Source organism: Streptomyces sp. NPDC006610 (assembly GCF_040611575.1).
Lineage (GTDB): Bacteria > Actinomycetota > Actinomycetes > Streptomycetales > Streptomycetaceae > Streptomyces.
On record NZ_JBEXOP010000015.1, the window covers coordinates 48,200 to 73,160 of the forward strand.

Consider the following 24,961-nt stretch of genomic DNA (forward strand, 5'->3'; position numbering starts at 1 on the left):
CCGCCCCCGCGCCGCCAGACTTCATCCCCGCGCCTCCGGGGGCCGCTGGCGCGGCATGTTCGGCCGGGCCGGACCCGGGGGGACCGGGAAACGGCCCGGCGGCGGACCCGGCTCCGCCCGCGCGCCGGGCGCCATCGCCGACCGGACGCCGAGCGGAGCGGACCGCGCGCCGAACTCCACCATCCAGTCCGCCGTCTCCGCCCGCACCAGCTCCGCCATGTCCTCCGCGAACCGCCGCAGCACCCCCAGGCACCGCTCCGCCGCCTCCCCGGCCGTGCCCTCCGCCGGGCCCAGCACCTCGCGCACGCTCTCCGCCGCCCACTCGAACTGCAACGCCTGCAACCGCCGCTGCACCGCCTGCGCGGTCGCCATGTCCCGCATCCAGCCCGACGTCACCCCGAAGAACCGGTCCACCGCCACGCAGGACACCGCCAGCAGCAGCGCCGGACACCCCCACGGGGCCGCCCCGCCCAGCACCCCGGTCAGATCCAGCAGCGGCAGCGCCGCCCCGGTCACCGCCCCGGCCGCCGCCCCGCAGCGCAGCGCCCGCGCCCCGCGCCGCTTGCGCACCCGGTCGGCGAGATACCAGGCCGCCGTGTCCAGCGCCCCGCGCTCCACCCAGCGGTACAGCTCGTCCAGCCGCCGGGCCGGATCGCCCCAGTCGCCGAGCGGAAACGCCCGTCCGGCCAGGTCGCCCGGCCGGGGACCGGCCGGGTCCTCGCGCCGCCCCTCGTCCGGCGGTCTCTCGTCCGGCGGTCCCTCGGGCTGCGTCTCCGGCTGACCCACCCGGCACTCCCTACTGATCACTGCTGATCACGGCTGATCCGATGCGCCGGACCCCTTCCTACCGCCCAATGGGTGGCGAAGCTGCGGGTTTCGTCACTTTTCCGCCCGGAAGAGGGCCTTGATCAGGTATAGGACGGCGCATCGCCTCACTCGAAAGAGTGCTGGGGCGACGGCCGCGCGGACCACGTAGGCTCGTGCTGAACAGCCGTACCGAGCGGTGCCAAGGAGCTGATCGTGATTCCCGGTGGTGGCCAGCCGAACATGCAGCAGCTGCTGCAGCAGGCCCAGAAGATGCAGCAGGACCTGGCGAACGCCCAGGAGGAACTGGCGCGGACCGAGGTCGAGGGACAGGCGGGCGGCGGGCTGGTGAAGGCGACCGTCACCGGCGCCGGAGAGCTGCGCGCCCTGGTGATCGACCCGAAGGCGGTGGACCCGGAGGACACCGAGACCCTCGCCGACCTGGTCGTCGCGGCCGTCCAGGCGGCCAACGAGAACGCCCAGACGCTCCAGCAGCAGAAGCTCGGCCCGCTGGCCCAGGGGCTGGGCGGCGGCGGCATTCCCGGACTGCCCTTCTAAGAAGGCCCGCGGGAAACTACCGTACGAACAGAACGTCATACCCCGGAAGGACGGCAGTCCGTTGTACGAAGGCGTGGTCCAGGACCTCATCGACGAGCTGGGGCGGTTGCCCGGCGTCGGTCCCAAGAGCGCGCAGCGGATCGCCTTCCACGTCCTCCAGGCGGAACCCGCCGACGTACGACGCCTCGCCCACGCCCTGATGGAGGTGAAGGCGAAGGTCCGCTTCTGCGCGGTGTGCGGCAACGTCGCGCAGGAGGAGCGGTGCAACATCTGCCGTGACGCCCGCCGCGACCCCTCGGTGATCTGCGTCGTGGAGGAGCCGAAGGACGTCGTGGCCATCGAGCGGACGCGTGAGTTCCGCGGCCGTTACCACGTCCTGGGCGGGGCGATCAGCCCGATCGAGGGCGTCGGACCCGACGATCTGCGGATCAGGGAGCTGCTGGCCCGCCTCGCGGACGGCACCGTCACCGAGCTGATCCTGGCCACGGACCCGAATCTGGAGGGCGAGGCCACAGCGACGTACCTCGCCCGGATGATCAAGCCCATGGGCCTCAAGGTCACCCGCCTGGCCAGCGGCCTCCCGGTGGGTGGCGACCTGGAATACGCGGACGAGGTCACCCTCGGCCGCGCCTTCGAGGGGAGACGACTCCTAGATGTCTGAGATGTCTGACGCCACGCTGCACGTCGCCACGCGCGACCCCGACGACTTCGCGGTCCAGATCGCCGACCAGATCGAGAGCTTCCTGGTCGCCGTCACCGAGGTCGCCCGGGGCGACGAACCGGACTCGGCCGTTCCCTTCCTCCTGCTGGAGGTCTCCCAGCTGCTGCTGGCCGGCGGCCGGCTGGGCGCGCACGAGGACATCCTCCCCGACGAGCGCTACGAGCCCGACCTGGGCCCCGAGCCCGACGTGGACGGTCTGCGCGAGAACCTGGCCCGGCTGCTGGAGCCGATCGACGTCTACTCCGAGGTCTTCGACCCCTACGAACCGCGCCGGGCGCCGGTGCCCGCCCGCATCTCGGACGACCTCGCGGACGTCATGACCGACCTGCGCCACGGCATGGCCCACTACCGGGCCGGCCGCACCACGGAGGCGCTGTGGTGGTGGCAGTTCTCCTACTTCTCCAACTGGGGCGGCACCGCCTCCGCGTGCCTGCGCGCCCTGCAGTCGGTGGTCGCGCACGTCCGCCTCAACCAGCCCCTGGAGGAGCTGGACGGCCTGGACACCGACCAGAGCGTCGGCGACGACACCCTGGAGTTCGAGGCCGGCAAGGTGATGGCGGAGGAGATCGGCGGCCCGCTGGGGCTGCGCCCGGCCACATGAGGCGCCGCGCGTACGCGGTGAGACGGCCCGTACGGCCCGCGTCCCTGTGACCCGGCGCACTTTCCGAGTGGTCCGCGCGCGGCCCGGGCATGAGCCCGCCTGGACGGACGTCCGGCGGAAATCTCACCATGCGGTATCACGGAGGGGTTTTTCGGACGCTCGTTAGACTGAGCCGACCGCACCGCATATGCGTACGTGCGGAAAGAGACGGAATGAGCGAGGAGCGCACGTGGGCCTTGTCGTGCAGAAGTACGGAGGCTCCTCCGTAGCCGATGCCGAGGGCATCAAGCGCGTCGCCAAGCGGATCGTGGAAGCCAAGAAGAACGGCCACCAGGTGGTCGCCGTGGTTTCCGCGATGGGCGACACGACGGACGAGCTGATCGATCTCGCCGAGCAGGTTTCCCCGATCCCTGCCGGGCGCGAGCTCGACATGCTGCTGACCGCCGGAGAGCGTATCTCCATGGCGCTGCTGGCCATGGCGATCAAAAACCTGGGCCACTCCGCCCAGTCGTTCACCGGCAGCCAGGCGGGTGTCATCACCGACTCGGTCCACAACAAAGCCCGGATCATCGACGTCACGCCGGGCCGCATCCGCGACTCGCTCGACGAGGGCAACATCGCCATCGTCGCCGGCTTCCAGGGCGTCAGCCAGGACACCAAGGACATCACCACGCTGGGCCGCGGCGGCTCCGACACCACCGCGGTGGCCCTCGCCGCCGCGCTCGACGCCGAGGTCTGCGAGATCTACACCGACGTCGACGGCGTGTTCACCGCCGACCCGCGCGTGGTGAAGAAGGCCCGGAAGATCAACTGGATCTCGTTCGAGGACATGCTGGAGCTGGCCTCGTCCGGGTCGAAGGTGCTGCTCCACCGGTGCGTGGAGTACGCCCGCCGGTACAACATTCCGATCCACGTCCGCTCCTCCTTCAGCGGGCTCCAGGGCACGTGGGTCAGCAGCGAGCCGATCGAGCAAGGGGACAAGCAGGTGGAGCAGGCCATCATCTCCGGTGTCGCGCACGACACCTCCGAGGCCAAGGTCACGGTCGTCGGCGTGCCGGACAAGCCGGGCGAGGCCGCCGCGATCTTCCGCACGATCGCCGACGCCGAGATCAACATCGACATGATCGTGCAGAACGTGTCCGCGGCCTCCACGGGCCTGACGGACATCTCCTTCACGCTGCCGAAGGCCGAGGGCCGCAAGGCCATCGACGCGCTGGAGAAGAACAAGGGCGGCATCGGCTTCGACTCGCTGCGCTACGACGACCAGATCGGCAAGATCTCCCTCGTCGGCGCCGGCATGAAGACCAACCCGGGCGTCACGGCCGACTTCTTCAAGGCGCTGTCGGACGCGAGCGTGAACATCGAGCTGATCTCGACCTCCGAGATCCGCATCTCGGTCGTCACCCGCGCCGACGACGTGCCCGAGGCGGTGCGCGCCGTGCACACCGCCTTCGGACTCGACTCCGACAGCACCGAGGCCGTCGTCTACGGGGGCACCGGCCGCTGATGGCCTACCGGGCCGAGCGTGCCGGCCGCGCCGGCGGTGTCGGCCGTGCGGGTGGTGCGGACCGTGCTGGCGGTGTCGGCGGTGCCGGTCGTGCCGGTCGTGCCGGTGGTGTCGGCGCTGCAGGTCGTGCCGGTGGTGCGGGCCGTGCCGGTCGTGACGACCGTGCCGGTCGTGACGACCGGGCCGAGCGTGCCGGCCGCGCCGAACTTGCCCGGCCCGCCGAGCACGCCCGTCCCGTCGCCGGCCGTACCGGCAGGCCGACGCTCGCGGTCGTGGGAGCGACCGGGATCGTCGGCACCGTCATGCTCCAGATCCTGTCCCAGCACGCAGACGTCTGGGGCGAGATCCGGCTGATCGCCTCGCCCCGCTCGGCCGGCCGCAAGCTGGCCGTGCGCGGCGAGCAGGTCGAGGTGGTCGCCCTGTCGGAGGACGCCTTCGACGGGGTCGACATCGCCATGTTCGACGTGCCGGACGCGGTCGCCGCCGAATGGGCGCCGCGCGCCGCGGCCCGGGGCGCGGTCGTCGTGGACGGCTCGCCCGTCTTCCGGGCCGACCCGGAGGTGCCCCTGGTGGTGCCCGAGGTCAACGCGCACAAGGTCCGCGCCCGTCCGCGCGGGATCGTCGCCGGCCCCGACTGCACCACCCTCTCCATGATCGTCGCCCTGGGCGCGCTGCACGCCGGGTTCGGGCTGCGGGAGCTGGTCGTCTCCTCGTACCAGGCGGTGAGCGGGGCCGGACGCGCGGGCGTGGAGACGCTGCGCCGGCAGCTGTCCCTGGTCGCCGGCACCGAGCTGGGGACCGGTCCGGGGGACGTACGGCGGGCGGTGGGGGACGACACCGGGCCCTTCCCGGAGCCGGTCGCGCTCAACGTCGTGCCGTGGGCCGGACAGCCGCGCGAGGACGGCTGGTCCTCGCAGGAGCTGACGCTGCGCGACGAGACCCGCAAGGTCCTCGGGCTGCCGGGGCTCCCGGTGGCGGTGACGTGCGTACGGGTGCCGGTGGTGACCGCGCACTCCCTGACCGTGCACGCCCGATTCGAGGGCGAGGTGACGGTCGGCCGGGCGCGGGAGATCCTCGCGACGGCGCCCGGCGTGGTGCTCTTCGACGATCCGGCGGCGGGGGAGTTCCCGACGCCCGCGGACGTGGTCGGCACCGATCCGACCTGGGTGGGGCGGGTGCGGCGGGCGCTGGACGACCCCACGGCGCTGGAGCTGTTCGTCTGCGGCGACAATCTGCGCAAGGGGTCCGCGCTCAACACCGCGCAGATCGCGGAACTGATCGCCGCCGAGTGGTCCGGTGAAAACATGTTCCGATCATGAGTCGATCGGTTTGTAGGATCTCCGGAAGAGATGTGAGTCGGACGATGATCCGCAGCTCTTGATCCGCGCCCAGCGGCGTTCGAAGATTTTCTCCCCGCCCCCGCAACCGCGCGGAAGGCGGGGCGCGTCTTTGCGGTCGCCCTTCCGGGTGTGGTTGCCAGGCGTGGGGACGCCGAGAGCGGGCAAGGGGACGCCCGCTCGTACGGGACATAGGGGAAGAGCGGGATGTATGAGGGCGAATGAGGCACCGTCGGCCGTGCTGCCTGACGAGGCGCGAGCGAACGTGACGTCCGGCACGTACAACCCTCACCCGGTCGGACGTGTCCAACTGGCGTGGCAGACGTACTCGACTTCCCCGTGGCGGCCCGCGGCACGGCCCTCCGGCCGCCCCGGCGCCCGCCGCACCTCCGTGCGTCCGGCGCGCCCGGCGGCATGCCGGTGATCGCGCCCATGCCCGCAGCGCGGCCCGCCCGCATCCCCAGTCCGCGTGACGGCGCCGACAGCGTCGACGGCGTCGTGGCCGCCGGCACCACCGTCGACCACCTCACCGAGACCTACCGCACCCACTACCGCTCCCTGCTGGGCCTCGCCGCCCTGCTACTGGACGACACCGCTTCCTGCGAGGACGTCGTCCAGGAGGCCTTCATCCGCGTCCACTCCGCGCGCAAACGCGTCCGCGACCCGGAGAAGACCCTGGCCTATCTGCGCCAGACGGTCGTCAACCTCTCCCGCTCCGCGCTGCGCCGCCGCATCCTCGGCCTCAAGCTGCTGTCGAAGCCGATGCCGGACATGGCGAGCGCGGAGGAGGGCGCGTACGACCAGCTGGAGCGCGACTCCCTGATCAAGGCCATGAAGGGCCTCCAGCGCCGCCAGCGCGAGGTGCTGGTGCTGCGCTACTTCGCGGACATGACCGAGGCCCAGGTCGCCGAGACCCTGGGCATCTCGCTGGGTTCGGTGAAGGCGTACGGCTCGCGCGGCATCGCGGCCCTGCGCGTCGCCATGGGGGCGCCGGCATGACCGACGACGACAAGGGGCGGCGGCACCCGCACGCGCCGCACGAGCCGTACGAGTGGCGCGAGCCGACGCGCGACGGCGAGCCCCGTGCGGGGGACGACCCGGCCGGTCCCGTCCCCGCGGGGGGCGGCCCGGCCCGTCCGGTCGGTGCGGACGACTCCGGTACATTGCGGGAGCCGACCGAGGCGCAAGAGGAACAGCCGAACCATTCGCACGCTGGGAACGGAACTGTGAACCACGGCCCCGACGACCAGGGCCCCGACGGTCAGGGACCCGCCGGGCTCGACTCGGACGAGCTGGCACTGCGCAGGCTGCTGCACCAGGCGGTGCGGGACATCGAGCCTCGCGACGGCACGCTGGACCATCTGCGCCGGGCGGTTCCCGCCCGGAAGGCACGCAAGCGGCAGGCCGCCGTCGGCATGGTCGCCGCGGCGCTGTTCGTCTGCACCGCCGTACCGGCCGCCGTGCAGATCTCCCACTCCTCCGGCTCCGACGCCAACCCCTCGATCGCCGGCCACGGCTCCCAGGCGCAGGGCGGCTCGGGCGACGGCCTCAGCACCGAGGGCGCGCAGCAGACCTCGGGCGGCTCCGGCGAGCAGAAGGACCACGGCGAGGCCGACGGCGGGAGGACCGAGGGCGCGGACGGCGAGAGCGGACGGCCCGTGGACGAGGCGGAGAAGGCCGCCGACGCGTACCCCTCGGCGACCGCGGCCATGACCGCCCCGGTCTGCACGGCCGACCAGCTCGGCTCGGCCACCGCCACCACGGAGGTCCCCGATTCCGCGGGCTCCGTCTACGGCACCTTCCGCATCACCAACGTCTCCGAGGCGGGCTGCACGGTCGGCGGCGCCGGCACGGTCAGCCCGCTCGCCCAGGGCGCGGCCGACCCGACCCGGATCAGCGTGCTCGCCCACACCTCGGGCGACGCGGCGGCCGCACTGCCCGACCCGTCCACCGAGGTTCCCCAGCTGGTCCTCCAGCCGGGCTCCTCCTACGAGGTCAGGTTCGCCTGGGTGCCCTCACAGACCTGCCCCACGGACTCCGGCGAGACCGACGGCGGCGACACGGGCGGCCCCTCGCCCGCCCCGTCGCCCACGCAGAACCCCGGCACCACCACGGACGGCAGCTCCACCGGCGGCGACACCGGGGTGGCCCCGCAGCTGTTCGGGGCGGACGGCACCCAGGACGGCAGCGTCGTCGTCTCCTACACGGCGGAGGCGGGTTCCCCGACGGTCTCGGCGACGGTGACGAACGCCTGCGCGGGGACGGTGTACCGGACCGGGGTGCTGGCGGGCGTTTAGGCCCGGAGGGCCCGGAGGAACCGAGGGCTTGGTGGACCCGGAGGGCCTGGTGGAGCGTTGGAGGGCCGGGGGCTAGGCCTGGACGTCGCTGGGGGCCGGCGTCCGCCGGTCCTCCTGCGGTTCGTGCGACCCCCGGGAGTCCGGGGTTTCCGGGGTTTCCCGGGGATCCTGGGCCTCCTGGGGGAGCAGCCCCATCTCCGCGTCCCGGACGAACTCCGCCTCGCGGCGGAACAGCCGGAACCACATGAAGACGACGAAGCCCGCGAACACGAACCACTCGCCGGTGTAGCCGAGGTTCTGGAACGCCTTGAGGTCGAGGCCCGTGTCGGGCGCCGCGCTCACCGGCACGGCCCGCATCCCCGAGTCGCCCTGGTTGAGGGTGACCCAGGCGTCGTGGACGTCGTAGGGGACGAGGTTCACCAGCGACGCCGCGCTGATCGCGCCGGTCTGCCCGGCCGGCAGACCGCTCTTGGCGGGCACGCCGTTCTCGCCGGGCAGCTCCGAGGCCTGGAGCGCGCCGGTGACGGTGACCTTCCCGGCGGGCGGCGCGGGGGCCTTCGCGCGGTCGGCGGCGCCGGGCAGCCAGCCGCGGACGACGGGGAGGGCCTTGCCGTCGCCGGTGCGCAGCAGGGTCAGGACGTAGAAGCCGCGCTCGCCGTCCAGCTCGCGGTCGGGGACGAGGAGCTGCTCGCCGTAGCGGCCGGTGGCGGTGGTCTGGTCGCCGGAGGTCTTCTTGTCCACGGGCAGCAGCTCGGCGAGCGGCCGGGCGGCCTGTTCCCGGTCGGTGGCGGCCTGCTCGCGGGCGCTCTCGTGGTCGGCGACCCGGTCCTCGAACCGGCTCAGCTGCCAGGACCCCATGAAGACGCAGAAGGGGATGGCGAGGAGCACGAAGACGTTGATCCCCCACCAGCGGGGCGTCAGCAGAAACCGGTACACGCCCTCAACGGTACGGGTCCGGCTGTGGACGGCCGGTCGCGGGGTGGGGGCGCGGTGGAAGAGCGAGGGAGTTTTCCACAGGCTGGGGAGCGGGCCAGCGGACTGTCGGTGCGGGCAGGCAGTATGGGGCCATGACTGAGAGCAACGGGTCCGCCTCGCGGAACGATCAGATGCCGGACTGGGAGAAGCGGTTCAGGGCGCCGCGGGTGTCGCTGCCCGACTGGGCGTGGGACGCCCCGGACCGCTCCCTGTTCGTCTCGAACGCGACGGGGACGTACGAGTTGTACGCCTGGGACCGCGCGACCGGTGAGCAGCGCCAGGTCACGAACCGGCCGAACGGCACGACGGACGGTGTGCTCTCCCCGGACGGCGCCTGGATCTGGTGGTTCGACGACAAGGACGGCGACGAGTTCGGCATCTGGCGCCGGCAGCCCTTCACCGGCGGCGCGGACGAGCCGGCCGTGCCCGGCCTCGAGCCCTCCTACCCGGCGGGCCTCGCGCTCGGCCGGGACGGGCGGACGGCGGTCGTCGGCCGCTCCACCGACGAGGACGGCACGACGATCCACCTCGCGCGCCTCGGCGAGGGCGAGCCGGTGGAGATCTACCGGCACCGCGAGTCGGCGGGCGTCGGCGACCTGTCCCACGACGGTTCGCTGATCGCCGTCGAGCACACCGAGCACGGCGACGCCATGCACTCGGCGCTGCGGGTGCTGCGCCCCGACGGCACGACGGTCGCCGAGCTGGACGACACCAAGGACGGGACGCTGGAGCTGGGCCTGGAGGTGCTCGGTTTCGCGCCGGTCGACGGCGACACGCGGCTGCTCATCGGGCATCAGCGGCGGGGCCGCTGGGAGCCGCTGGTGTGGAACGTGGCCTCGGGCGAGGAGACGGACCTGGCGCTGGAGCTGCCGGGCGACGTCAGCGCCGAGTGGTACCCGGACGGCTCGGCGCTGCTGATCGTCCACAGTCACGAGGCGCGCAGTGAGCTGTTCCGGTTCGACCTGGCCACGCGGGAGCTGGGCCGCATCACGACCCCGCAGGGCACGGTGTCGGGGGCGACGGCCCGCCCGGACGGCACCGTGGAGTACCTGTGGTCGTCGGCCGCGCAGCCGTCCGCGGTGCGCTCGACGGCGGGCGGGGTGGTGCTCGACCCGCCCGGCATGAAGTCGCCGGGGTCGGTGCCGGTGGAGGACGTGTGGGTGGAGGGCCCCGGCGGCCGGATCCACGCGCTGGTGCAGAAGCCGGCGGGGGCGACCGGCCCGCTGCCCACGGTGTTCGACATCCACGGCGGCCCGACCTGGCACGACAGCGACTCCTTCGCCGCCGGCCCGGCCGCCTGGGTGGACCACGGGTACGCGGTCGTCCGCGTCAACTACCGCGGCTCCACCGGCTACGGCCGCGCCTGGACGGACGCCCTCAAGCACCGGGTGGGCCTGATCGAGCTGGAGGACATCGCGGCGGTCCGGGAGTGGGCGGTCGCCTCCGGCCTCGCCGACCCGGCCCGCCTGATCCTCTCGGGCGGTTCCTGGGGCGGCTACCTCACCCTGCTCGGCCTGGGCGTCCAGCCCGAGGCATGGACGCTCGGCATCGCGGCGGTCCCGGTGGCCGACTACGTCACCGCGTACCACGACGAGATGGAGGCCCTGAAGGCCCTCGACCGCACCCTCCTCGGCGGCACCCCCGAGGAGGTGCCGGAGCGCTTCGAGGCGTCGTCCCCGCTGACGTACGTCGACCGGGTCAAGGCGCCGGTGTACATCTCGGCCGGCGTGAACGACCCGCGTTGCCCGATCCGCCAGATCGAGAACTACGTCAAGCGCCTGGAGGCGAGAGGCGCGGTCCACGAGGTGTACCGCTACGACGCGGGCCACGGCTCCCTGGTGGTGGACGAACGCATCAAGCAGGTCCGCCTGGAGCTGGACTTCGCGGAACGGCACCTGAAGGGACTGGCGGTCTGAGGGCAGCCCGTGCCGGGGCCCGGCGGGGGAGCGGCCCGGACTCAGGCCGAGCCTGCCGAGCCTGCTGAGCCTCCTGGGGACGCCGGGACGAGGGTGCCGGGGGTGCGGGACCACGGGGTGCGGGCACGCCGGGGCGCGGAACACCGCCGCCGGCATCCCGCGCCCGGCATCCCGCGCCCGGCGTTCGTCGGCGGCGGTGACGCCGGTGGTCGGGAGGTGACGCTGCCGGTCCGGCGGCGATCGCCGGCTGGTACAGCGGGCGGTGACGCCGGCGGTCCGGCGGCTGCGCCCTGGCCGGTGGCTGCGGCCCCGCCGGGTGGCTGTGCTCCGGCCGGTGGGTGGGTTCCGGCCGGGTGGCTGTGCTCCGGCCGGGTGGCTGGGTTCCGGCCGGTGGGTGGGTTCCCGCCGGGTGGCTGCGCTCCCGCCGGGTGGCTGTGCCCCGGCCGGTGGCTGCGCTCCCGCCGGGTGGCTACGCCCCCGCCCGCTCGCTTCGCCTGCGGCCCAGCAGTTCCGCCAGGCCCTGCCTGGTCGCCGCCAGGACCACGCGGTCGCCCGGCTTGAGGACGTGGTCGGGGCCCAGGGCCCAGACCGGGGCCGAGCCGGGGGACGTGAGGTCCGGGGCGTCCGGCCGGTGGGCCGCGTCCAGGGCGAGGACGCGCCACGCGCCGGGCTTGAACGCCTCGGCGACGGTCCTGCCCTCCAGTTGGTGCTGGCCCCGGACCTCGAGGGCGACGACGAGGAGGACCCGCCGCTCGACGGGGATCGCGCCGAGGACGTGCCGCCCGTACATCGCCCCGGCGAACGCGGGCGCCGCGAGGTGGGTCACGCTGCGGCTGCGGGTCAGCGCGCCGGGGTGCGCCGCGCGCAGGGTGCGGTAGACGGCGGTGGCGAAGTCGTCGTCGTACAGCCGCAGCACGACCCGCAGGTCGGGCCGCAGCGCGCGGGCGTAGAGGACGGCCTCCAGGTTGGTGGTGTCGGCGCTGGTGAGGGCGAGCAGCGCGTTCGCCCGGTGGATCTTGGCGGATTCCAGGACGCCCTCCTGGGTGACGTCCCCGAGCACCACCGGGACCCGTAAGCGCCGCGCCGTCGCGAGGCCGCGGGCCTCGGGGTCGGACTCGACGCACACCACGGGGATCTGCAGCTCCCGCAGCCGGGTCAGCACCCGGGTGCCGATCTTCCCCAGCCCGAGCAGCACGACGTGCCCGCTCAGCCCGCGCGGCGGCTTGCGCAGGGCGGACGCGGTGCGGAAGGTGCCGAGCGCCTCCAGCACGGCGGCCAGCAGCACGGGCATGAGCAGCAATCCGAGGAGCCCGGTGAGGAGTTGGAGGATCTGCCGCGCGGTGGCCTCCTGTGTGGCGGCCTCGTTGATGGCGAAGAGGTCGAGGAGGGTGAGGTAGGTGGCGCGCAGCGGATGGTCCCCGGTGACCACGGTCAGCGCGACGGACAGCGCGACCACGCACGCCACCAGCCCGGCCAGCGTCCACCGCAGCCGCCGCGAGAAGAGCGAGGCCAGCGGCGGCACCCCGGCGCGCTGGGCGGGCACGGCGGGCCCGGCGTACGACACCTGCTCCAGGACGACGGTCCCGCGCCCGGTGGCGGCCTGCACGGTGGCCGCGTCCGGCAGCAGCTGCGGCCCCTGCGCCCCGCTGCTCTCCGAACCGTCGGCCCCGGCCGGGTCGTTGCTGGTGGCGGAGAGCAGGGCCAGTGTGACGAGCCCCGGCTCGGCCACCAGCCCGGGCTCCGGGGGCTGCCGTTCCACCGCGCGCAGTATCAGCCCCTGCGTCTGGACGACCTTGCTGGTCCCGGCGAGCGCGGTGGCGGCCAGCGCCGGCGCGGCGGTGTCGGCGTCGGACAGGACGGTGGTGGAGGCGTCGAGCCCGGACGCGGCGGGCGTGCCGTCCGGCCCGGCGACGGCCAGCAGGGAGGCCTGGTCGAGGAGTTCCTCTATGTGCTGGCCCAGCCGGCGGTTGTACAGCCGCAGGACCAGCCGCAGCCGGGGGTTGAGCCGGCGGGCGGTGAGGGCGGCGCGGATGTTGGTCTCGTCGTCGTCGTACACGAGCGCCAGCGCGGCCGCCCGCTCCACACCGGCGTCGGCCAGCACGGACTCGGTCGGCTCGGCGGCCTCGACCACCCGTACGTTCCCCGCGCCCTCCCCGTCCCCGCGGGCGGCGCCGCCGTTGCCGCCGCCCCGCCCCGCGGCGCCCACGACCCGCACCCGGTCCAGGAACGCCGCCGACGCGGCCCGGGCCCGCCCCACCACCGGCTGCCGCACCCGCCGCCCGGACGGCGGCACGACCAGCGTCACCTGCTCCTCGTACACCCCGCGCAACTCGCCCGCGAGCCGGTGCGCGAGCCCGTCGTCCCCGCACACCACCATGTGCGCGGGCGCCCCGCCCGGCAGACCCTGATACGTCACGCTCCCCATGAGGGAGAACACTGCACCGGCGGGGCGGTTGGTTCCACGGCGACGACGGGCCGACGACCGCCGACGACCGCCCACGAAGGACCGAAGACCGCCGCCGACGACCCGACGACGGCCGAAGTGTGACGTTTGAGGCTGACGTTGCGCTGGGTACAGAGGCGCGGCCCCGTTCGCCGCGCTGCGTCGACGAGTTGGGGGAAGAGTGGCTCCGCGTGCAGCACGTCACCGGCGTTCGATGAAGCGCCGGTTCCTGGCCGGAAGTCGACTCCGACGACACCGGCGACTCGGCGGTGGTCTGGGAGCAGGACGGCCACGTGGTCGGCCGCCGCGTCGCGGCGAGCGGCACGGTCACCGGCTCGGTCCGGCAGCTGTCCACCTCCGCCCCGGCGACCGGCCCCGTGGTGGCGGTGACACCGGGCGGCACGGCGATGGCGGCGTGGACGGAGATCCGCGACGGCAGCTGGTACGCCGTAGCCCGCCGCCTCATGCTCGACGGCACCGTGGGCGCGCCCATCACCCTCGGCAGCGCCTCCGCCGAGAAACCCGCCATCGGCGTCGGCCGCGACGGCAGGTTCGTCGTGGCGTGGGTGCGCGGCTCGGAGGTGGTGGCCCGCCGGGTCGCCTCCGGCTCGATCTCGTCCACCAAGGTCCTGACGTCGTCCATCGCGTCGTACGGCGGCTTCGGCATGGTGCGGGTCGGGGTGGACCGGGACGGCGACGCGGTCGTCTCGTACCGTTCCGGCGGCGGCGACCGCCCCCAGGTCTGGGCCTCCCGCATGAGCCGTACCAACGCCCTGGCGTCGCCGCTGCGCATCTCGGCGTCGACGGACCGGGCAGGCTTCCACCACGCGCCGGCCACCGACCTCGACGGCGACTCGGTGATCGTCTGGACCCGCTACAACAGCACCGGCAAGCTCGAACTCCTCGGTCGCCGCCTCTCCGCCTCCGGCTCCCGCGGCGCCACCACCGTCCTCGGCCTCGGCGACCGCCCCGACCTGGCCCTGGACGACGACGGCGACGGCATGGTGGCCTTCCACACGGTCGTGCCGACGTCCACGACGCCGTACAGCTACACCAAGGCGACGGCCCGCCCGGTCAGCCGTTCCGGCGCGTTCGGCACGGCGAAGACCGTCACGTCGGACGGCCGGGTCCCCCAGCTCGACACCCGCCCGACCGCACGCTTCACCCTCGTCTGGCAGCGCGCCACCCACCCGTACACGATCAAGTCGGTGACGGGTCCCTGACCTCTTTCCGCCGCACCTCGGACAGCAGCCGCACGTCGGAGCGCAGCCGGTCGAGCGCGCCGCGGTACAACTGCGGCCCCACGGAGACCCGTACGACGCCGATCGTCCGAAGTGCGTCCAGCGTGCCGCCGACCTGCGAGCCGCCGTTGAGCGGGAGACCGGCGTTCAGGGGAGCGCCGGTCGCGGCGGCGACGGCGCGGAGGTCGTCCGGTCCGGCGCCGGGCGGGAAGACGCAGTCCGCGCCGGCCGACCGGTAGGCCGCGGCCCTGGCGATCGCGTCGGCGCGCTTGTGGTCGTCGGCCAGGCGCGAGGTGGGGAGGAAGGAGTCGATCCGGGCGTTGACGACCAGCGGCACGCCGATCCGGTCGGCGGCGGCGCGCATTCCGGCGACGTAGGACGCGCGGGCGTCGACGTCGAGCAGTCCGCCGTGCGCGTGATCGCTGTCCTCGATGTTGCAGCCGGCGACTCCGATGCCGACGAGCTGTTCGACCAGTTCCTCCGGCGTCATCCCGTAGCCGGCCTCGACGTCGACGGTGACCGGCACGTCGACCGAGGCGGCGATGCGCTGGGCGACGAACATCATCTCGCCGCTCGGGGCCCGTTCGCCGTCTTCGTAGCCGAGGGCGGCGGCGATGGCGTTGCTCGTGGTGGCGACCACGGGGAAGCCCGCGGCGACGACGAGGCGGGCGCCGGCCGCGTCCCAGACGTTCGGCAGCACGAGCGGGTCGCCCGGGACGTGCAGGGAGCGCAGCAGTTCGGCCTTGTCGACCAGATCGGACACAGCGGATCTCCTGTCCTCGTGTTCCTGTGTTCCTGCGTTCGGCCGTCGGTCGTTCCGGCCGTCGGGGTGTGCCGGTGGCCGGTTGTTCCGCTGGGCGGGTTGTTCCGGTGGCCGGTTGTCCCGGTCGTCGGGCCGCTGTTCCTGGCGTCAGTCGACGAGTGCGCCGGCGGACAGATTGGCGACGGTCCCGGTCATGGCGCCGGCGCGGTCGGACGCGAGGAACGCGGCGGTCTCCGCGATCTCGCAGAGCGTGGGCAACCGCTTCAGCAGCGTCCCGTCCACCATCCCCCCGTCCGTGAGCATCTCCTCGACCGACTGCCCGCCCGCGGCCGCCATCGGTGCGAAGAGGTCCTTGGTGTACGACCCCGCGGCCGGCCCGTCCACGACGGCGTGCGGCCGGATGCAGATCACCCGGACGTTGGCGGGCGCCAGCTCCGCGGCCAGCACTCGCGAGAAGGCCTCCTTGCCGGCCGCGCTCACGCTGTGCCCCAGGATGCCGCCCACCGCGAGCTTGGAACCCGGCTCGGAGAGGGTCAGGATCACGCCGGGACGCTCCCCGCCCATGTGCCGCGCCACGGCCTTGCTGGTGATGAACAGCGTCCGCAGGAATCCGTCGACCGGCCGCATGAACTCCTCGAGCGACAGGTCGGCCAGCGGGGTCCCCTGGTCGTGCATGACGCTGACGGCGTTGAGGGCGACGTCGATGCCGCCGGCCCGCGCCGCGATGTCGTCGGCGTGCTTCTCGACGGCCTGCTGGTCGAGGACGTCGACCTGCGCGGTCTCGACGGTGCCGCCCGCCGCGGTGATGTCGTGCGCGACGGCGTCGAGCCGGGCCTGCGTCCGCCCGGCGAGGAAGACCCGGGCGCCTTCCCGGGCGAACACCCGCGCCACGGCGCCGCCGATGGCGCCTCCGCCTCCGTAGACCACGGCGTTCTTGCCGTCCAGCAGCAACCCGTTCATGACCGTCCTCGCTGGATCTCTTCGGCGATGCGCTTGATGCGGTTGAGCCGTGCGTCCCATGTCCTGCCGACGTCGTTCAGCTGTCGTACGGCCCGGGCGAGTTGGGCCTCGTCGACTTCGTAGCGCCGCTCGCGGCCCTGCTGCGTCGCGTGCACGAGGCCGACGCGGCCGAGGACGCCGAGGTGTTTGGTGACCGCCTGCCGTGTGATGGGGAGACGGTCGCTCAGGCTGGTCGGCGTGCCGACGCCTTCCGCGAGCAGGATGTCGAGCAGCCGCCGCCGGATCGGGTCCCCGATCGCCGACCAGAGTTCGTCGTCGACGGCGACGCTCATCGCGCCACCACCGAGGCGGCGTACTTCTGCAGCCGGGGCAGGTACAGGTCCCAGCCGCGCTCGTGGTCGTGGAAGGCCTGCTCGAGTACGGCGGCCTCCCAGCCCCTCTCCCGCCAGCCGCTCTCGGTCAGCCGCAGGATCGTGCCGTCGCCGGAGGGCTCCAGCTCGAAGGTGACCAGGAGGGAGTTGCTCGGCTCCGGCGTCTCGCCCTGGGGCGCGACCCAGAGGAAGGCGAAGCTGCGCGGCGGATCCACGTCCACCACGGTGATCGCCTCCACCCCCGCACGGTCCCCCCACACCAGCTCGCCGACCGACCCCGTTACGGGCTCGAACGTCGCGTCGTCGGGCCACCACATCTTCATGTGCTCCGGCCGGCTCACCACCTCGAACACGATCTCCGGCGACGCGTCGATGCGAATCTCGCGCTCCAGCTTTCCGAACTCCCGCTCCATGACGGACCTCCCGTGAGAATTGGGCAACTATCGGTTGCGTATGACTCTAGGCGCCGCCTCGGAGATCCGCAACTTTTCGTTGCGGGTTGCTGGAGGGTGGCCGGGTTGGGTGGGTCAGCGTGCGGTGGCCGGCTCGACCTCGGTCAGGGTGGCCATGTGCGCTCGACGCGATCGCGTCGGACCGCGTATGCGGCGGGGCCGCCCTTCTCGACCGCGCGGTGGATCGCGTCGCGGTGCGCGACGAGCCGATCGACCATTTCGGTGGTCCGCATCTGCTGGTTGTCGAGGTAGAACAGCACCGCGGCGCGGTCGAGGACGGGTTGGATCTCCAAGTCCCGGGTCTTGATGCGCCCGTCCTTCGAGAGCGGGACCCAGCCCTGGTCGAGGCCATGAGTGATCCAGTCCTCGTCGGTAACGTCCTGCCCATCGTCCGGGAAGACATCGGCGATGCGGTGAACCGTCCACCCGCAGAGCCTCAGCCCTTCTGCCACACGCCGCCCGAGATTCCGGTCCAGGAAGAACTCAGGCGGCAAGACGCACCACGGCCCGGCACAGCGCGTCCACCTGCTCGGGCGTCATGTCGTAGTCGTACGCGATGTCCTCGACGCTCTCCCCGGCTTCCCACAGGTCGGTGATCGCCTTCACCGTGACCCGGTTGGCGGCCACCACGGGCAGACCATGGCCGAACCGGGGATCGATCACGACCGGCACGGATTCCGGATACTGCCTCAGCCGCAGGCTGGAGGGGAAGTCGTCACCCGGCTCCCAGGACAGGTAGCGGAGATAGTCGCAGACCACTTCCCGGATGGGCGCCTGGCCGTCGCGGGCCCGGCGAAGATCGCCGAGACCATGCTCGATGAAGATGTCCACGCCGTCGGTGGCGATTCGCTTCGAGACGAGTCCATAGGGGGTGTCGAAGGCGTCCCGTACGGCGGCGGCGGCCTCCCTGATCTCGCTCATACGGAGTCCCAGGGAACGCAAGGAACGAAGGGCATGCGCCTCGGCCACCGCGATGAAGGGCACCGAAGGCTGCCCCTTCCGAACCGGCTCGACCTGGTGAACCAGGGGTGCGCCGGCTGCCTTGCCCTTCAGCCACGACATGAGCGTCGACTGTGGGATCTCCAGGCAGGAGGCCGTTTCCGCGGGCGTCAGAAGTCCGTCCTTGAATCTGTCGACCATGCCCCACCTCCTCTGGCACCGGTCTTCGCATCGTCGCACATCAGACCTCCCGCCTGCGGGCGGACCGCCCACCTCGCCTTCGCCGTCGCCTCAACCCGCCGCTCGCAGCCCGCTCCCCGCCCGGCAGTCCCGGCAGCGTCCCGGTTCCGGTGCGCGGAACGCGCGTTCTCAGCCGTCGCAGGTCTGGAGGGGGACGACGGGGGCCGGACGGCGTTCCACGGGCTGTGTGTGCCGTGCCGGGGCGGGCAGGGGCGTCTCGCGCAGGCGGAAGGCGAGGATGTGCGCCGGGCGGCGTGGAAGCGGTCGGGGAGTCCGGCGGTGAGCAGCTCGGTGATCCGGTACGGATCGACGCCCACCGCAAGCCACTCGCTCACGGCCGGCGCCAGCCGCGCGGCCTCCCGCCCGGACAGGACCAGCCGCGGGTCGACCCGGCGCAGGGCGGCGAGCACGGCGACGGCCTCCGGGTCGGCGTCGGCGAGAGCGGCCGACGGCTCCGGCTCGGCATCGGGCTGGGCCTGCCTCCGGTGCCGGACCGACGGACGCGGAGGGGGCGGCTGCGGCGGCTCGGGATCGTCCCCGCCGGGGTCGCCACCCCCGCTGGGGACGTCGTAGAAGTACGTTCTCGTACGGATGCGTCCGCTGGGCAGCCGCTCCCGGCGGCGCCCCAGATATCCGGCGGCCTCCAGCTCCCTGAGCGCCCGCGAGATCAGGATCTCGCCCTCCGAGAAGTGCTCGCACAGTGCGGAGATGCTCACCGGCGAACCGTCCGGCAGCGAGGAGATGTACGCCGCCACCCCGATCGTGACCGCGCTGCCACGCCGCTGCGCGAGGGCGTTGGAGAGCACGGTGAAGTCGGCGGTGAGCCGGGTGCGGACGTGGATCACGCCGGATGTCGGAGCTCCGGCGTCGGCGCGCAGGCGCGCGTTAGACTGCGAGTCAGCCATCGGGAAGGCGTCTACTTCCTGAGCGGTCAGGCCCTCGATCGGGATGCCAGTCCCGGCCGGGGGCCGTATCTGTTTGCGGTTGTCGCGGCGAAGGTAACCGTCCGTAGCCCACCGCTGCAAGCCGGTCACCCGCACGGGTGAAGCGGGCCGGGAGGGTGGGCGGGCGGGTAGTTCCTTACCCCCGGTTCTTTGAGGGGTACGGCGACCCGCCGGACCCTCGCGCACGAGGTCCCGGCGGGTCCCGAAGGGCCTCGACCAGGGGCCATGACCGGTGCGTGGCGGGCTGGGGGGGGCGGTGTGGTGGTCCGGCGTGCAACCGGACAGGCCGGCGTGCGACCGGGCAGGCCGTGCGGTTCAGCTCTCGACGTCCCGGATGCGTCGTCGGACGTCCGTCGTCAGCTTCTCCAGCAGCCCGATGAGCGAGTCCCGCTCCTGCGCCGACAGATCACTCACGAGTGAGGCCTCGCGGCCGAGGACGGCGTCGACGGACCGCTCGATGAGCGCGTGCCCCTCGGCGGTCAGTGACACCTCCACCGCCCGGCGGCCGGTGGTTCCGGGCGCTCTCCGGACGAGACCCTCCGCCTCGGCCCGGGCGACGCGCTGCGAGATCGCTCCGGCGGTCACCAGAGTCCGCTGCGCGATCTCCCGGGTCGTGAGCGTGTAGGGCGGCCCGGAGCGGCGGATGACGGAGAGCAGGTCGAGGGTGGCGGCGTCGATCCCCGCTTCGCCCAGAACCTTCTCACCGCTGTCCTGACCACCACCGCCGTGCGGGACGAGCTCGCCCCGGGCGGCTCCGTCATCAGCATCGGCTCGATCGGCGCCGAGCGCCGGGGCGGCTCGTACGGCGCGGCGAAAGCGGCACTGGCCGCCTGGAACGCCTCCCTGTCCGCCGAACTCGCCCCGCACGGCATCACCAGCAACGTCATCTCCGCGGGCTACATCACCGGCACCGACTTCTTCCGCGGCCGGATGACCGACGAGCGCCACAACGCGCTGGTCCAGGAGACGCACAACAAGCGCGCCGGCACGGTGGAGGACATCGCCGAGATGTCGTACTTCCTCGCCTCCCCGGGCGCCCGGCACGTCACCGGCCAGACCCTTCACGTCAACGGCGGGGCCTTCACGACGCGGTGAGCTTCAGGCCGCCCATGAAGGCTGTCCAGGCGGGGGTGGAGAAGCGCGGTGCGGGGCCGTGGGGGTCTTGCTCCTGCAACGAAGGAGGCAGGCCGAGGACGAGGCCGGAAGGGTGCGATCGAGGGCATCGACCTCACCCTCACCTTCCTCCGCGCGAGGCGCGACGAGACCCAACGCCGAGGTCAGCGACCGGCCTTCCACCTCGGCATCCCCGCACACCGCCGTCCGCAGGAGTCCGAGTGACGCTCTCCGGAGCGATGCCTCGAAGCAACGAGTCGTCAGGGCCTGCGACCGAACCCCAGTCCGCCCGGATCACTCCGTTACGGGCAGGCACTCGGCGAGCAGGTCGACGACGTCCCGCCAGGCTCGCCGCGCGTGCTGAGGGTGATGACCGACCCCGGGAAGCACGATGTGGTCGACCGGTGGGTGATGGAAGGCGTGCAAGGCGCCGCCGTAGACCACGAGGCGCCAGTCGACGCCCGCAGCCTGCATCTCGGCGGTGAACGCGTCCCGTTGCGTGGGCGGCATGATCGGGTCTTCCGACCCGACCCCGGCCCACACCGGGCAGTGAATGCGCGCCGTCTCGCCCGGTCGGCCCGTGGTCAGTCCGTTGACTGTCGCGATCGCGCGCAGGTCGACGCCGTCGCGCCCGAGTTCCAGCGCGATGGCGCCCCCGGTGCCGTAGCCGACGGCGGCGATCCGGTCCGGGTCGGTCCGCGGCTCGGCGCGGAGCACGTCGAGCGCCGCGTGGCCGATGCCTCGCATCCGGTCGGGGTCGGCGAGCAGCGGCATGCAACGGGCCGACATCTCCTCGGGGTCGCCCAAGTAGCGCCCGCCGTGGAGGTCGAAGGCCAGCGCCACGTATCCCAGCTCGGCGAGCGCATCGGCGCGGCGGCGTTCGACGTCGCTGAGCCCCACCCCCTCGGGCCCGACCAGGACCGCGGCCCGGCGGTCGCCACCGGCCGGGAGCGCGAGGTGCCCGATCATCGTCAGGCCGTCGGCCGCGTATTCGATCGTGCGCGTGGCAACTGCCGTCATGAGCCTGGACTGTAGTGATGGCCGAGCCCGGTCGGGCCGGTGTTCTGCCGCTGGCAGAAGGCAGGTCTCTGGCGCGTTCCGGAACCACCCCGCGGTGCCGCCCGGGTGCTCGGGCGCCCGTGGCGAGGGTCGGCGAGGCCGCCGCCCGCCCTCACCAACTGCTCTTGGTCACCCCCGGCAGCTCCCCCGCGTGCGCCATCTCCCGCACGCGGATGCGGGACAGGCCGAACGTGCGCAGGTGGCCGCGCGGACGGCCGTCCACGGCGTCGCGGTTGCGGACGCGGGTGGCGCTGGCGTCGCGGGGCTGGCGGCGCAGTTCCCGCTGGGCGGCGTCGCGTTCGTCGTCGGAGGTGCGGGGGGAGGCGATGACGGCTTTCAGCGCGGCGCGGCGGGCGGCGTAGCGCGCCACGACGAGACGGCGCTGCTCGTTCTTTGCGATCTTGCTCTTCTTCGCCATCAGACCTTCCCTCCCCGGGCGCGGATGCGCGCGACCGCGGCCTCGACGCCGATGACGTCGACCGTCTTGAGGCCCTTGGCGGAGAGGGTGAGGCGGACGTAGCGGCCCTCACTCGGCAGCCAGTAGCGCTTGCGCTGGATGTTCGGGTCGAAGCGGCGCTTGCTGCGCCGGTGGGAGTGCGAGATCTGGTGCCCGAAGCCGGGCTGCCGGCCGGTGAGTTGGCAGTGGGCGGACATGTTTCCTCCTTCTGGAGCGTGGGGTGCGGTGCGTGGCGGTCAGCACACTACCCCTAGATGAAAATGAAAACCAATAACGTATGCTGCTGCCCATGGCCCGAAACGAACTCCGCCCGATCATCAAACTGAGGTCCACCGTCGGCACCGGCTACACCTACGTCACCCGCAAGAACCGCCGTAACAACCCCGACCGCCTGACGCTGCGCAAGTACGACCCGGTCGCCGGGCGGCACGTCGACTTCCGTGAGGAGCGCTGAGAGCCGTGAAGCGCGGAATCCACCCCGAGTACCGCCCCGTCGTCTTCCGCGACCGGGCCGCCGACTACGCGTTCCTCACGCGGTCGACCCTCACCAGTGACAAGACCGTCGTCTGGGAGGACGGCAACACCTACCCGGTCGTCGACGTCGAGATCTCCTCCGCGAGCCACCCCTTCTACACCGGCACCCAGCGCGTCCTGGACACCGCGGGCCGCGTCGAGCGCTTCGAACGGCGCTACGGAGCCTCCGGCCGGAGTGAGCGGAGTGCGCGGAACGAGCGGAACGAGCCCAGCGACCGGAGCGAGCGCAGCGCACGCAGCGACGGGAGCGAGCGGTGAGCGGCGGCCGTGCGCGGCTGCCCGTCGCGATCGTCGCCGGGCTGCACGCCGACGCCCGCCGGGCCGCCGTCGAGGAGATCCTGCGCACGGTCCCCGGCTCCGTGGCGCTGCACCACGACCTGACGCACGCCGTCGACGGCACGGTCCACCGGACGGTACGCGACGCCGTCGGCCTGCTGGACAGCGGTGAGGCCCCCCTGGTCAACGACTGCGCCTGCTGCGCCCTGCGCGAGGACCTCGTCCCCGAACTGCTGCGCATCGCCGAGGCGGACGGGCACCGGCTGGCGGTCGTGGAACTGTGGGACTCCGTCGAACCCCACTCCATGGCCCCCGTCATCACCGCCGCGGGCGCCCCCCTGGCCCTGACCGGCGTCGCCACCGCCGTCGATCCGGCGCTCGTGCTGCCGTACCTCTCCAACGGCGACGACCTGTCCGACGCCGGCCTCGCCGCCGCCCCGACCGACCGGCGCACCGTCGCGGACACCTTCGCGCGGCAGCTGGAGTACCCGACCGTGATCGCTCTCGCCGAGGACACGGCATACGGGGAGACCGCCGACGGGACCGATCACGCGCTGCTCGCCCAACTCACGCCGGGTGCACGGAAGGTGGGGGCGGCGAGCCCCGCCTTCGGTCCCGCCCTGCTGGCCGGCTTCGACGCGGACGCGGCGGCCGCCCGGGTGCACCCCGCCTCCGCGCTGCTGCCGCAGGAGCGCGACGAGCACGGCGTGACCACCATGGTGTGGCGGCGCGAACGGCCCTTCCACCCGGAGCGTCTCTACGCCGCGCTGGAGGACCTGACCTGCGCCGCGGCCCGCAGCCGCGGACGGTTCTGGCTGGCCGACCGCCCCGACACCCTGCTGTCCTGGGACGCGGCCGGCGGCGCCCTGTGCGTGGAGTCGGCCGGCCCCTGGCTCGCCGCCCTGCCCGACGCGGCCTGGGAGATGGTGCCCGCGGAACGCCGTGCCGCCGCCTCGGTGGACTGGCACCCGGAGCACGGCGACCGCTGCCAGCACCTCACCTTCACGTCCCCCGGCCTCGACCGCGAGGGCCTGCTCGCGCTGCTCGACTCCTGTTTGCTCACCGAGGCCGAGTACGCGGCGGGCAGGGACGGCTGGCGCCGACTGCCTCACGCCTTCGACGAGTTGCTCGACCCGGTGCACTGAACGCCGTCGCGACAGGCGACGAAGCCGCACATGTGCCGCACTCATTGCGAAAGGAACGCTTCCCATGCCCCGACGCCCGATCCCCGGCCGACAGGCGGCCAGGCGCCCCCGCGCCAACCCGCTGGACGCCGCCGGCATCACGTACGTCGACTACAAGGACACCGACCTGCTGCGGAAGTTCATCTCCGACCGCGGCAAGATCCGCAGCCGCCGCGTGACCCACGTGACGCGGCAGCAGCAGCGGCAGATCGCGCGAGCCGTCAAGAACGCCCGCGAGATGGCGCTGTTGCCGTACGGCTCCCGGTGATCCCGGGCGACGGGAGCAGGGGACGCCGGTCAACGAGCCGCCGAGGACGCCGTGCAGGCGGGCGCCGGACTCGCTCGGGCCGCTGATCCCGACCGTCCTGCCGCGCTCGGCGTTCTCGATCTCGACGGCGTCCGGCGCGGCCACGGACGAAGCGTCCGAGAAATGGACAGCGGACAGGCCGACGACGACCCGGTCGGGATCGGTGGCGTACCGTGACGGACCGACCAGGCCGTCCGACGACGTCCGCGTCCCTGCGCCTGATCGCCTGATCGCCGGGTCGCCGGGTTGCCGGGTTGCCGGGTCGGCGAAGGGGGAGCCGGAACGTGTTCGTCCTGCCGGCCCCGGCGGCTCCCTTCGCCGCTCCTTTGTGGCCATCGCCGTGGTGGTCAAGCTGGTGTCCGTGGTCCTGCCGGGCCGACGTCCCGACTGGCGCGTGCGGCTGGCGCGCCGGGGCGCGGGCATGTCGGCGGCGGCCGCGGTCATGCTGCTGGTCATGGCGCTCGGCTCCGTGGAACCTGCCGGCCACGAGTACCGGTCGGGGCGGACTCCTCCCCGGCGCCCGCCTGCCGCGAGGGCGTATCCGACCACATGGTGGAGCGGCTCGAAGGCCACCGTGCCTCGTACCTCCCACCGGCCTTCGACTGCGTCCTGGACGACGGAACGACGTACCCCGCCGACGGCGGCTACGCGTGGTTCAACCGCCTCGTCGTCGCCTTCGCCGCCACGTCGGCCGTGTTGGCGGTGGGGGCCCGGCACGCCACCGGACGGCGGCCGGCGCGGCGGACGCGCACGGCCGATGCCGAGGTGGAGGGACGACCCGGCCCTGAACTTCCCGGCCCGGCCCACCCGGCCCACCCGGCCTACTCGGCCCACAGGCCCACCCGGCCCGCATGACCTGGCGCGTACGCCCCGGCGCGATCGACCCGGGGCCCGGCCCGACCAGCCCTCGGTCCGGCCGGATCGCCCCTGGGCCGGCCAGATCGCCCCTGGTCCGGCCGGGC

At 73.2% G+C, this 24,961-nt stretch carries 28 protein-coding genes and 2 pseudogenes; 15 read left to right on the plus strand and 15 right to left on the minus strand.

From position 1 onward, the window contains the following. Nucleotides 1-21 precede the first annotated feature (21 nt). Complete coding sequence (locus tag ABZY13_RS14755; RefSeq protein ID WP_356630515.1) at nt 22-786, minus strand: SLATT domain-containing protein; 765 nt, start codon at nt 784-786, stop codon at nt 22-24. Nucleotides 787-1,020: 234 nt separating this feature from the next. Here ABZY13_RS14755 and ABZY13_RS14760 point away from each other — a divergent pair, with 234 nt between their 5' ends. From ABZY13_RS14760 to ABZY13_RS14775, 4 genes are all read left to right on the plus strand, one after another. Then, nucleotides 1,021-1,362 (plus strand): YbaB/EbfC family nucleoid-associated protein, encoded by a 342-nt coding sequence (locus tag ABZY13_RS14760; RefSeq protein ID WP_356630517.1) that lies wholly within the window; start codon nt 1,021-1,023, stop codon nt 1,360-1,362. 61 nt (nt 1,363-1,423) lie between these two features. Further along, complete coding sequence (recR, locus tag ABZY13_RS14765; protein ID WP_356630519.1) at nt 1,424-2,023, plus strand: recombination mediator RecR; 600 nt, start codon at nt 1,424-1,426, stop codon at nt 2,021-2,023. 1 nt (nt 2,024) lies between these two features. Next, the gene (locus ABZY13_RS14770; protein ID WP_356630711.1) at nt 2,025-2,684 is read left to right on the plus strand and encodes a DUF5063 domain-containing protein; all 660 of its coding nucleotides are present in this window, start codon (nt 2,025-2,027) and stop codon (nt 2,682-2,684) included. A 229-nt stretch (nt 2,685-2,913) separates the two neighbouring features. Beyond that, entirely contained in the window at nt 2,914-4,191 is a 1,278-nt protein-coding gene (locus ABZY13_RS14775) for an aspartate kinase (RefSeq protein WP_356630521.1), read from the plus strand. Here the strand turns inward: ABZY13_RS14775 and ABZY13_RS14780 are convergent. After that, nucleotides 4,170-4,418 carry a hypothetical protein gene (locus ABZY13_RS14780; protein WP_356630523.1) on the minus strand — a complete coding sequence of 83 codons (249 nt, stop codon included), beginning with the start codon at nt 4,416-4,418 and terminating at the stop codon, nt 4,170-4,172. The genes ABZY13_RS14775 and ABZY13_RS14780 overlap by 22 nt on opposite strands. Nucleotides 4,419-4,463: 45 nt before the next feature. Here ABZY13_RS14780 and ABZY13_RS14785 point away from each other — a divergent pair, with 45 nt between their 5' ends. The 3 genes from ABZY13_RS14785 (at nt 4,464) to ABZY13_RS14795 (ending at nt 7,825) form a co-directional block, all read left to right on the plus strand. After that, a complete protein-coding gene (locus tag ABZY13_RS14785; RefSeq protein WP_356630525.1) occupies nt 4,464-5,510 on the plus strand; it encodes an aspartate-semialdehyde dehydrogenase in 1,047 nt (348 codons plus the stop codon). A 333-nt stretch (nt 5,511-5,843) separates the two neighbouring features. After that, nucleotides 5,844-6,527: a SigE family RNA polymerase sigma factor gene (locus tag ABZY13_RS14790; RefSeq protein ID WP_356630527.1), complete on the plus strand. Its 684-nt coding sequence runs from the start codon at nt 5,844-5,846 to the stop codon at nt 6,525-6,527. Beyond that, complete coding sequence (locus ABZY13_RS14795) at nt 6,524-7,825, plus strand: hypothetical protein (protein ID WP_356630529.1); 1,302 nt, start codon at nt 6,524-6,526, stop codon at nt 7,823-7,825. Before ABZY13_RS14790 ends, ABZY13_RS14795 begins: the two co-directional genes overlap by 4 nt. Before the next feature lie 72 nt (nt 7,826-7,897). Here the strand turns inward: ABZY13_RS14795 and ABZY13_RS14800 are convergent, their stop codons facing one another. Next, nucleotides 7,898-8,761, minus strand: coding sequence for an SURF1 family protein (locus tag ABZY13_RS14800; protein WP_356630531.1), 864 nt, complete (start codon nt 8,759-8,761; stop codon nt 7,898-7,900). 131 nt (nt 8,762-8,892) lie between these two features. Here ABZY13_RS14800 and ABZY13_RS14805 point away from each other — a divergent pair, with 131 nt between their 5' ends. Continuing rightward, nucleotides 8,893-10,716 carry a prolyl oligopeptidase family serine peptidase gene (locus ABZY13_RS14805; protein WP_356630533.1) on the plus strand — a complete coding sequence of 608 codons (1,824 nt, stop codon included), beginning with the start codon at nt 8,893-8,895 and terminating at the stop codon, nt 10,714-10,716. A 469-nt stretch (nt 10,717-11,185) separates the two neighbouring features. On the opposite strand, the gene ABZY13_RS14810 is transcribed toward ABZY13_RS14805, so the two are convergent. Continuing rightward, on the minus strand, nt 11,186-13,093 hold the full coding sequence (locus tag ABZY13_RS14810; protein WP_356630713.1) for an NAD-binding protein: 1,908 nt from the start codon (nt 13,091-13,093) through the stop codon (nt 11,186-11,188). A 335-nt stretch (nt 13,094-13,428) separates the two neighbouring features. Between ABZY13_RS14810 and ABZY13_RS14815 the strand changes: the two genes are divergently transcribed. Further along, nucleotides 13,429-14,382, plus strand: coding sequence for a hypothetical protein (locus tag ABZY13_RS14815; protein WP_356630535.1), 954 nt, complete (start codon nt 13,429-13,431; stop codon nt 14,380-14,382). Here ABZY13_RS14815 and ABZY13_RS14820 read toward each other — a convergent pair. The 8 genes and pseudogenes from ABZY13_RS14820 to ABZY13_RS14855 all read right to left on the minus strand — a co-directional run bounded on the left by ABZY13_RS14820 (nt 14,360) and on the right by ABZY13_RS14855 (nt 19,762). Continuing rightward, complete coding sequence (locus ABZY13_RS14820) at nt 14,360-15,163, minus strand: isocitrate lyase/phosphoenolpyruvate mutase family protein (protein ID WP_356630537.1); 804 nt, start codon at nt 15,161-15,163, stop codon at nt 14,360-14,362. The genes ABZY13_RS14815 and ABZY13_RS14820 overlap by 23 nt on opposite strands. Before the next feature lie 147 nt (nt 15,164-15,310). After that, nucleotides 15,311-16,123, minus strand: a complete 813-nt coding sequence (locus ABZY13_RS14825) for an SDR family oxidoreductase (protein ID WP_356630539.1) — start codon at nt 16,121-16,123, stop codon at nt 15,311-15,313. Continuing rightward, entirely contained in the window at nt 16,120-16,455 is a 336-nt protein-coding gene (locus ABZY13_RS14830) for a helix-turn-helix domain-containing protein (RefSeq protein WP_356630541.1), read from the minus strand. The genes ABZY13_RS14825 and ABZY13_RS14830 overlap by 4 nt, the downstream gene beginning before the upstream one ends. Next, nucleotides 16,452-16,907, minus strand: a complete 456-nt coding sequence (locus tag ABZY13_RS14835) for an SRPBCC domain-containing protein (protein ID WP_356630543.1) — start codon at nt 16,905-16,907, stop codon at nt 16,452-16,454. The genes ABZY13_RS14830 and ABZY13_RS14835 overlap by 4 nt, the downstream gene beginning before the upstream one ends. A 143-nt stretch (nt 16,908-17,050) precedes the next feature. Continuing rightward, nucleotides 17,051-17,398: a toxin-antitoxin system, toxin component, PIN family protein gene (locus ABZY13_RS14840; RefSeq protein ID WP_356630545.1), complete on the minus strand. Its 348-nt coding sequence runs from the start codon at nt 17,396-17,398 to the stop codon at nt 17,051-17,053. A gap of 31 nt (nt 17,399-17,429) precedes the next feature. Further along, complete coding sequence (locus ABZY13_RS14845; RefSeq protein WP_356630547.1) at nt 17,430-18,086, minus strand: DUF433 domain-containing protein; 657 nt, start codon at nt 18,084-18,086, stop codon at nt 17,430-17,432. Nucleotides 18,087-18,257: 171 nt separating this feature from the next. Then, nucleotides 18,258-19,030 (minus strand): annotated as a pseudogene (locus ABZY13_RS14850) (hypothetical protein); the annotation flags it as partial. 354 nt (nt 19,031-19,384) lie between these two features. Further along, complete coding sequence (locus ABZY13_RS14855) at nt 19,385-19,762, minus strand: MarR family transcriptional regulator (RefSeq protein WP_356630715.1); 378 nt, start codon at nt 19,760-19,762, stop codon at nt 19,385-19,387. 33 nt (nt 19,763-19,795) lie between these two features. Here ABZY13_RS14855 and ABZY13_RS14860 point away from each other — a divergent pair, with 33 nt between their 5' ends. After that, nucleotides 19,796-20,164 (plus strand): SDR family oxidoreductase, encoded by a 369-nt coding sequence (locus ABZY13_RS14860; protein WP_356630549.1) that lies wholly within the window; start codon nt 19,796-19,798, stop codon nt 20,162-20,164. 312 nt (nt 20,165-20,476) lie between these two features. Here the strand turns inward: ABZY13_RS14860 and ABZY13_RS14865 are convergent, their stop codons facing one another. From ABZY13_RS14865 to rpmB, 3 genes are all read right to left on the minus strand, one after another. Next, nucleotides 20,477-21,202, minus strand: coding sequence for a dienelactone hydrolase family protein (locus ABZY13_RS14865; RefSeq protein ID WP_356630551.1), 726 nt, complete (start codon nt 21,200-21,202; stop codon nt 20,477-20,479). 151 nt (nt 21,203-21,353) lie between these two features. Then, entirely contained in the window at nt 21,354-21,659 is a 306-nt protein-coding gene (gene rpsN, locus ABZY13_RS14870; RefSeq protein WP_356630553.1) for a 30S ribosomal protein S14, read from the minus strand. After that, nucleotides 21,659-21,895: a 50S ribosomal protein L28 gene (gene rpmB / locus ABZY13_RS14875; RefSeq protein WP_356630555.1), complete on the minus strand. Its 237-nt coding sequence runs from the start codon at nt 21,893-21,895 to the stop codon at nt 21,659-21,661. The genes rpsN and rpmB overlap by 1 nt, the downstream gene beginning before the upstream one ends. A gap of 92 nt (nt 21,896-21,987) precedes the next feature. Here rpmB and rpmG point away from each other — a divergent pair, with 92 nt between their 5' ends. The 5 genes and pseudogenes from rpmG to ABZY13_RS14900 all read left to right on the plus strand — a co-directional run bounded on the left by rpmG (nt 21,988) and on the right by ABZY13_RS14900 (nt 24,854). After that, nucleotides 21,988-22,152, plus strand: a complete 165-nt coding sequence (gene rpmG, locus ABZY13_RS14880; protein WP_356630557.1) for a 50S ribosomal protein L33 — start codon at nt 21,988-21,990, stop codon at nt 22,150-22,152. 5 nt (nt 22,153-22,157) lie between these two features. After that, a pseudogene (locus ABZY13_RS14885) lies at nt 22,158-22,394 on the plus strand (type B 50S ribosomal protein L31); the annotation flags it as partial. 92 nt (nt 22,395-22,486) lie between these two features. Beyond that, nucleotides 22,487-23,653: a GTP-binding protein gene (locus tag ABZY13_RS14890; RefSeq protein ID WP_356630559.1), complete on the plus strand. Its 1,167-nt coding sequence runs from the start codon at nt 22,487-22,489 to the stop codon at nt 23,651-23,653. Between the two features lie 64 nt (nt 23,654-23,717). After that, nucleotides 23,718-23,960 (plus strand): 30S ribosomal protein S18, encoded by a 243-nt coding sequence (rpsR, locus tag ABZY13_RS14895; protein ID WP_356630561.1) that lies wholly within the window; start codon nt 23,718-23,720, stop codon nt 23,958-23,960. Nucleotides 23,961-24,548: 588 nt separating this feature from the next. Beyond that, nucleotides 24,549-24,854: a hypothetical protein gene (locus ABZY13_RS14900; protein ID WP_356630563.1), complete on the plus strand. Its 306-nt coding sequence runs from the start codon at nt 24,549-24,551 to the stop codon at nt 24,852-24,854. Nucleotides 24,855-24,961: the final 107 nt, after the last annotated feature.

Coding starts and splice junctions, on each gene's coding strand:
- ABZY13_RS14795 (WP_356630529.1), top strand. CDS start 6,524: ATGACCGACGACGACAAGGGGCGGCGGCACCCGCACGCGCCGCACGAG.
- ABZY13_RS14900 (WP_356630563.1), top strand. CDS start 24,549: ATGGTGGAGCGGCTCGAAGGCCACCGTGCCTCGTACCTCCCACCGGCC.
- ABZY13_RS14825 (WP_356630539.1), bottom strand. CDS start 16,123: ATGAACGGGTTGCTGCTGGACGGCAAGAACGCCGTGGTCTACGGAGGC.
- ABZY13_RS14770 (WP_356630711.1), top strand. CDS start 2,025: ATGTCTGACGCCACGCTGCACGTCGCCACGCGCGACCCCGACGACTTC.
- ABZY13_RS14830 (WP_356630541.1), bottom strand. CDS start 16,455: ATGAGCGTCGCCGTCGACGACGAACTCTGGTCGGCGATCGGGGACCCG.
- rpsN (WP_356630553.1), bottom strand. CDS start 21,659: ATGGCGAAGAAGAGCAAGATCGCAAAGAACGAGCAGCGCCGTCTCGTC.
- ABZY13_RS14865 (WP_356630551.1), bottom strand. CDS start 21,202: ATGACGGCAGTTGCCACGCGCACGATCGAATACGCGGCCGACGGCCTG.
- ABZY13_RS14835 (WP_356630543.1), bottom strand. CDS start 16,907: ATGGAGCGGGAGTTCGGAAAGCTGGAGCGCGAGATTCGCATCGACGCG.
- rpmG (WP_356630557.1), top strand. CDS start 21,988: ATGGCCCGAAACGAACTCCGCCCGATCATCAAACTGAGGTCCACCGTC.
- ABZY13_RS14810 (WP_356630713.1), bottom strand. CDS start 13,093: ATGGTGGTGTGCGGGGACGACGGGCTCGCGCACCGGCTCGCGGGCGAG.
- ABZY13_RS14845 (WP_356630547.1), bottom strand. CDS start 18,086: ATGGTCGACAGATTCAAGGACGGACTTCTGACGCCCGCGGAAACGGCC.
- ABZY13_RS14805 (WP_356630533.1), top strand. CDS start 8,893: ATGACTGAGAGCAACGGGTCCGCCTCGCGGAACGATCAGATGCCGGAC.
- rpsR (WP_356630561.1), top strand. CDS start 23,718: ATGCCCCGACGCCCGATCCCCGGCCGACAGGCGGCCAGGCGCCCCCGC.
- rpmB (WP_356630555.1), bottom strand. CDS start 21,895: ATGTCCGCCCACTGCCAACTCACCGGCCGGCAGCCCGGCTTCGGGCAC.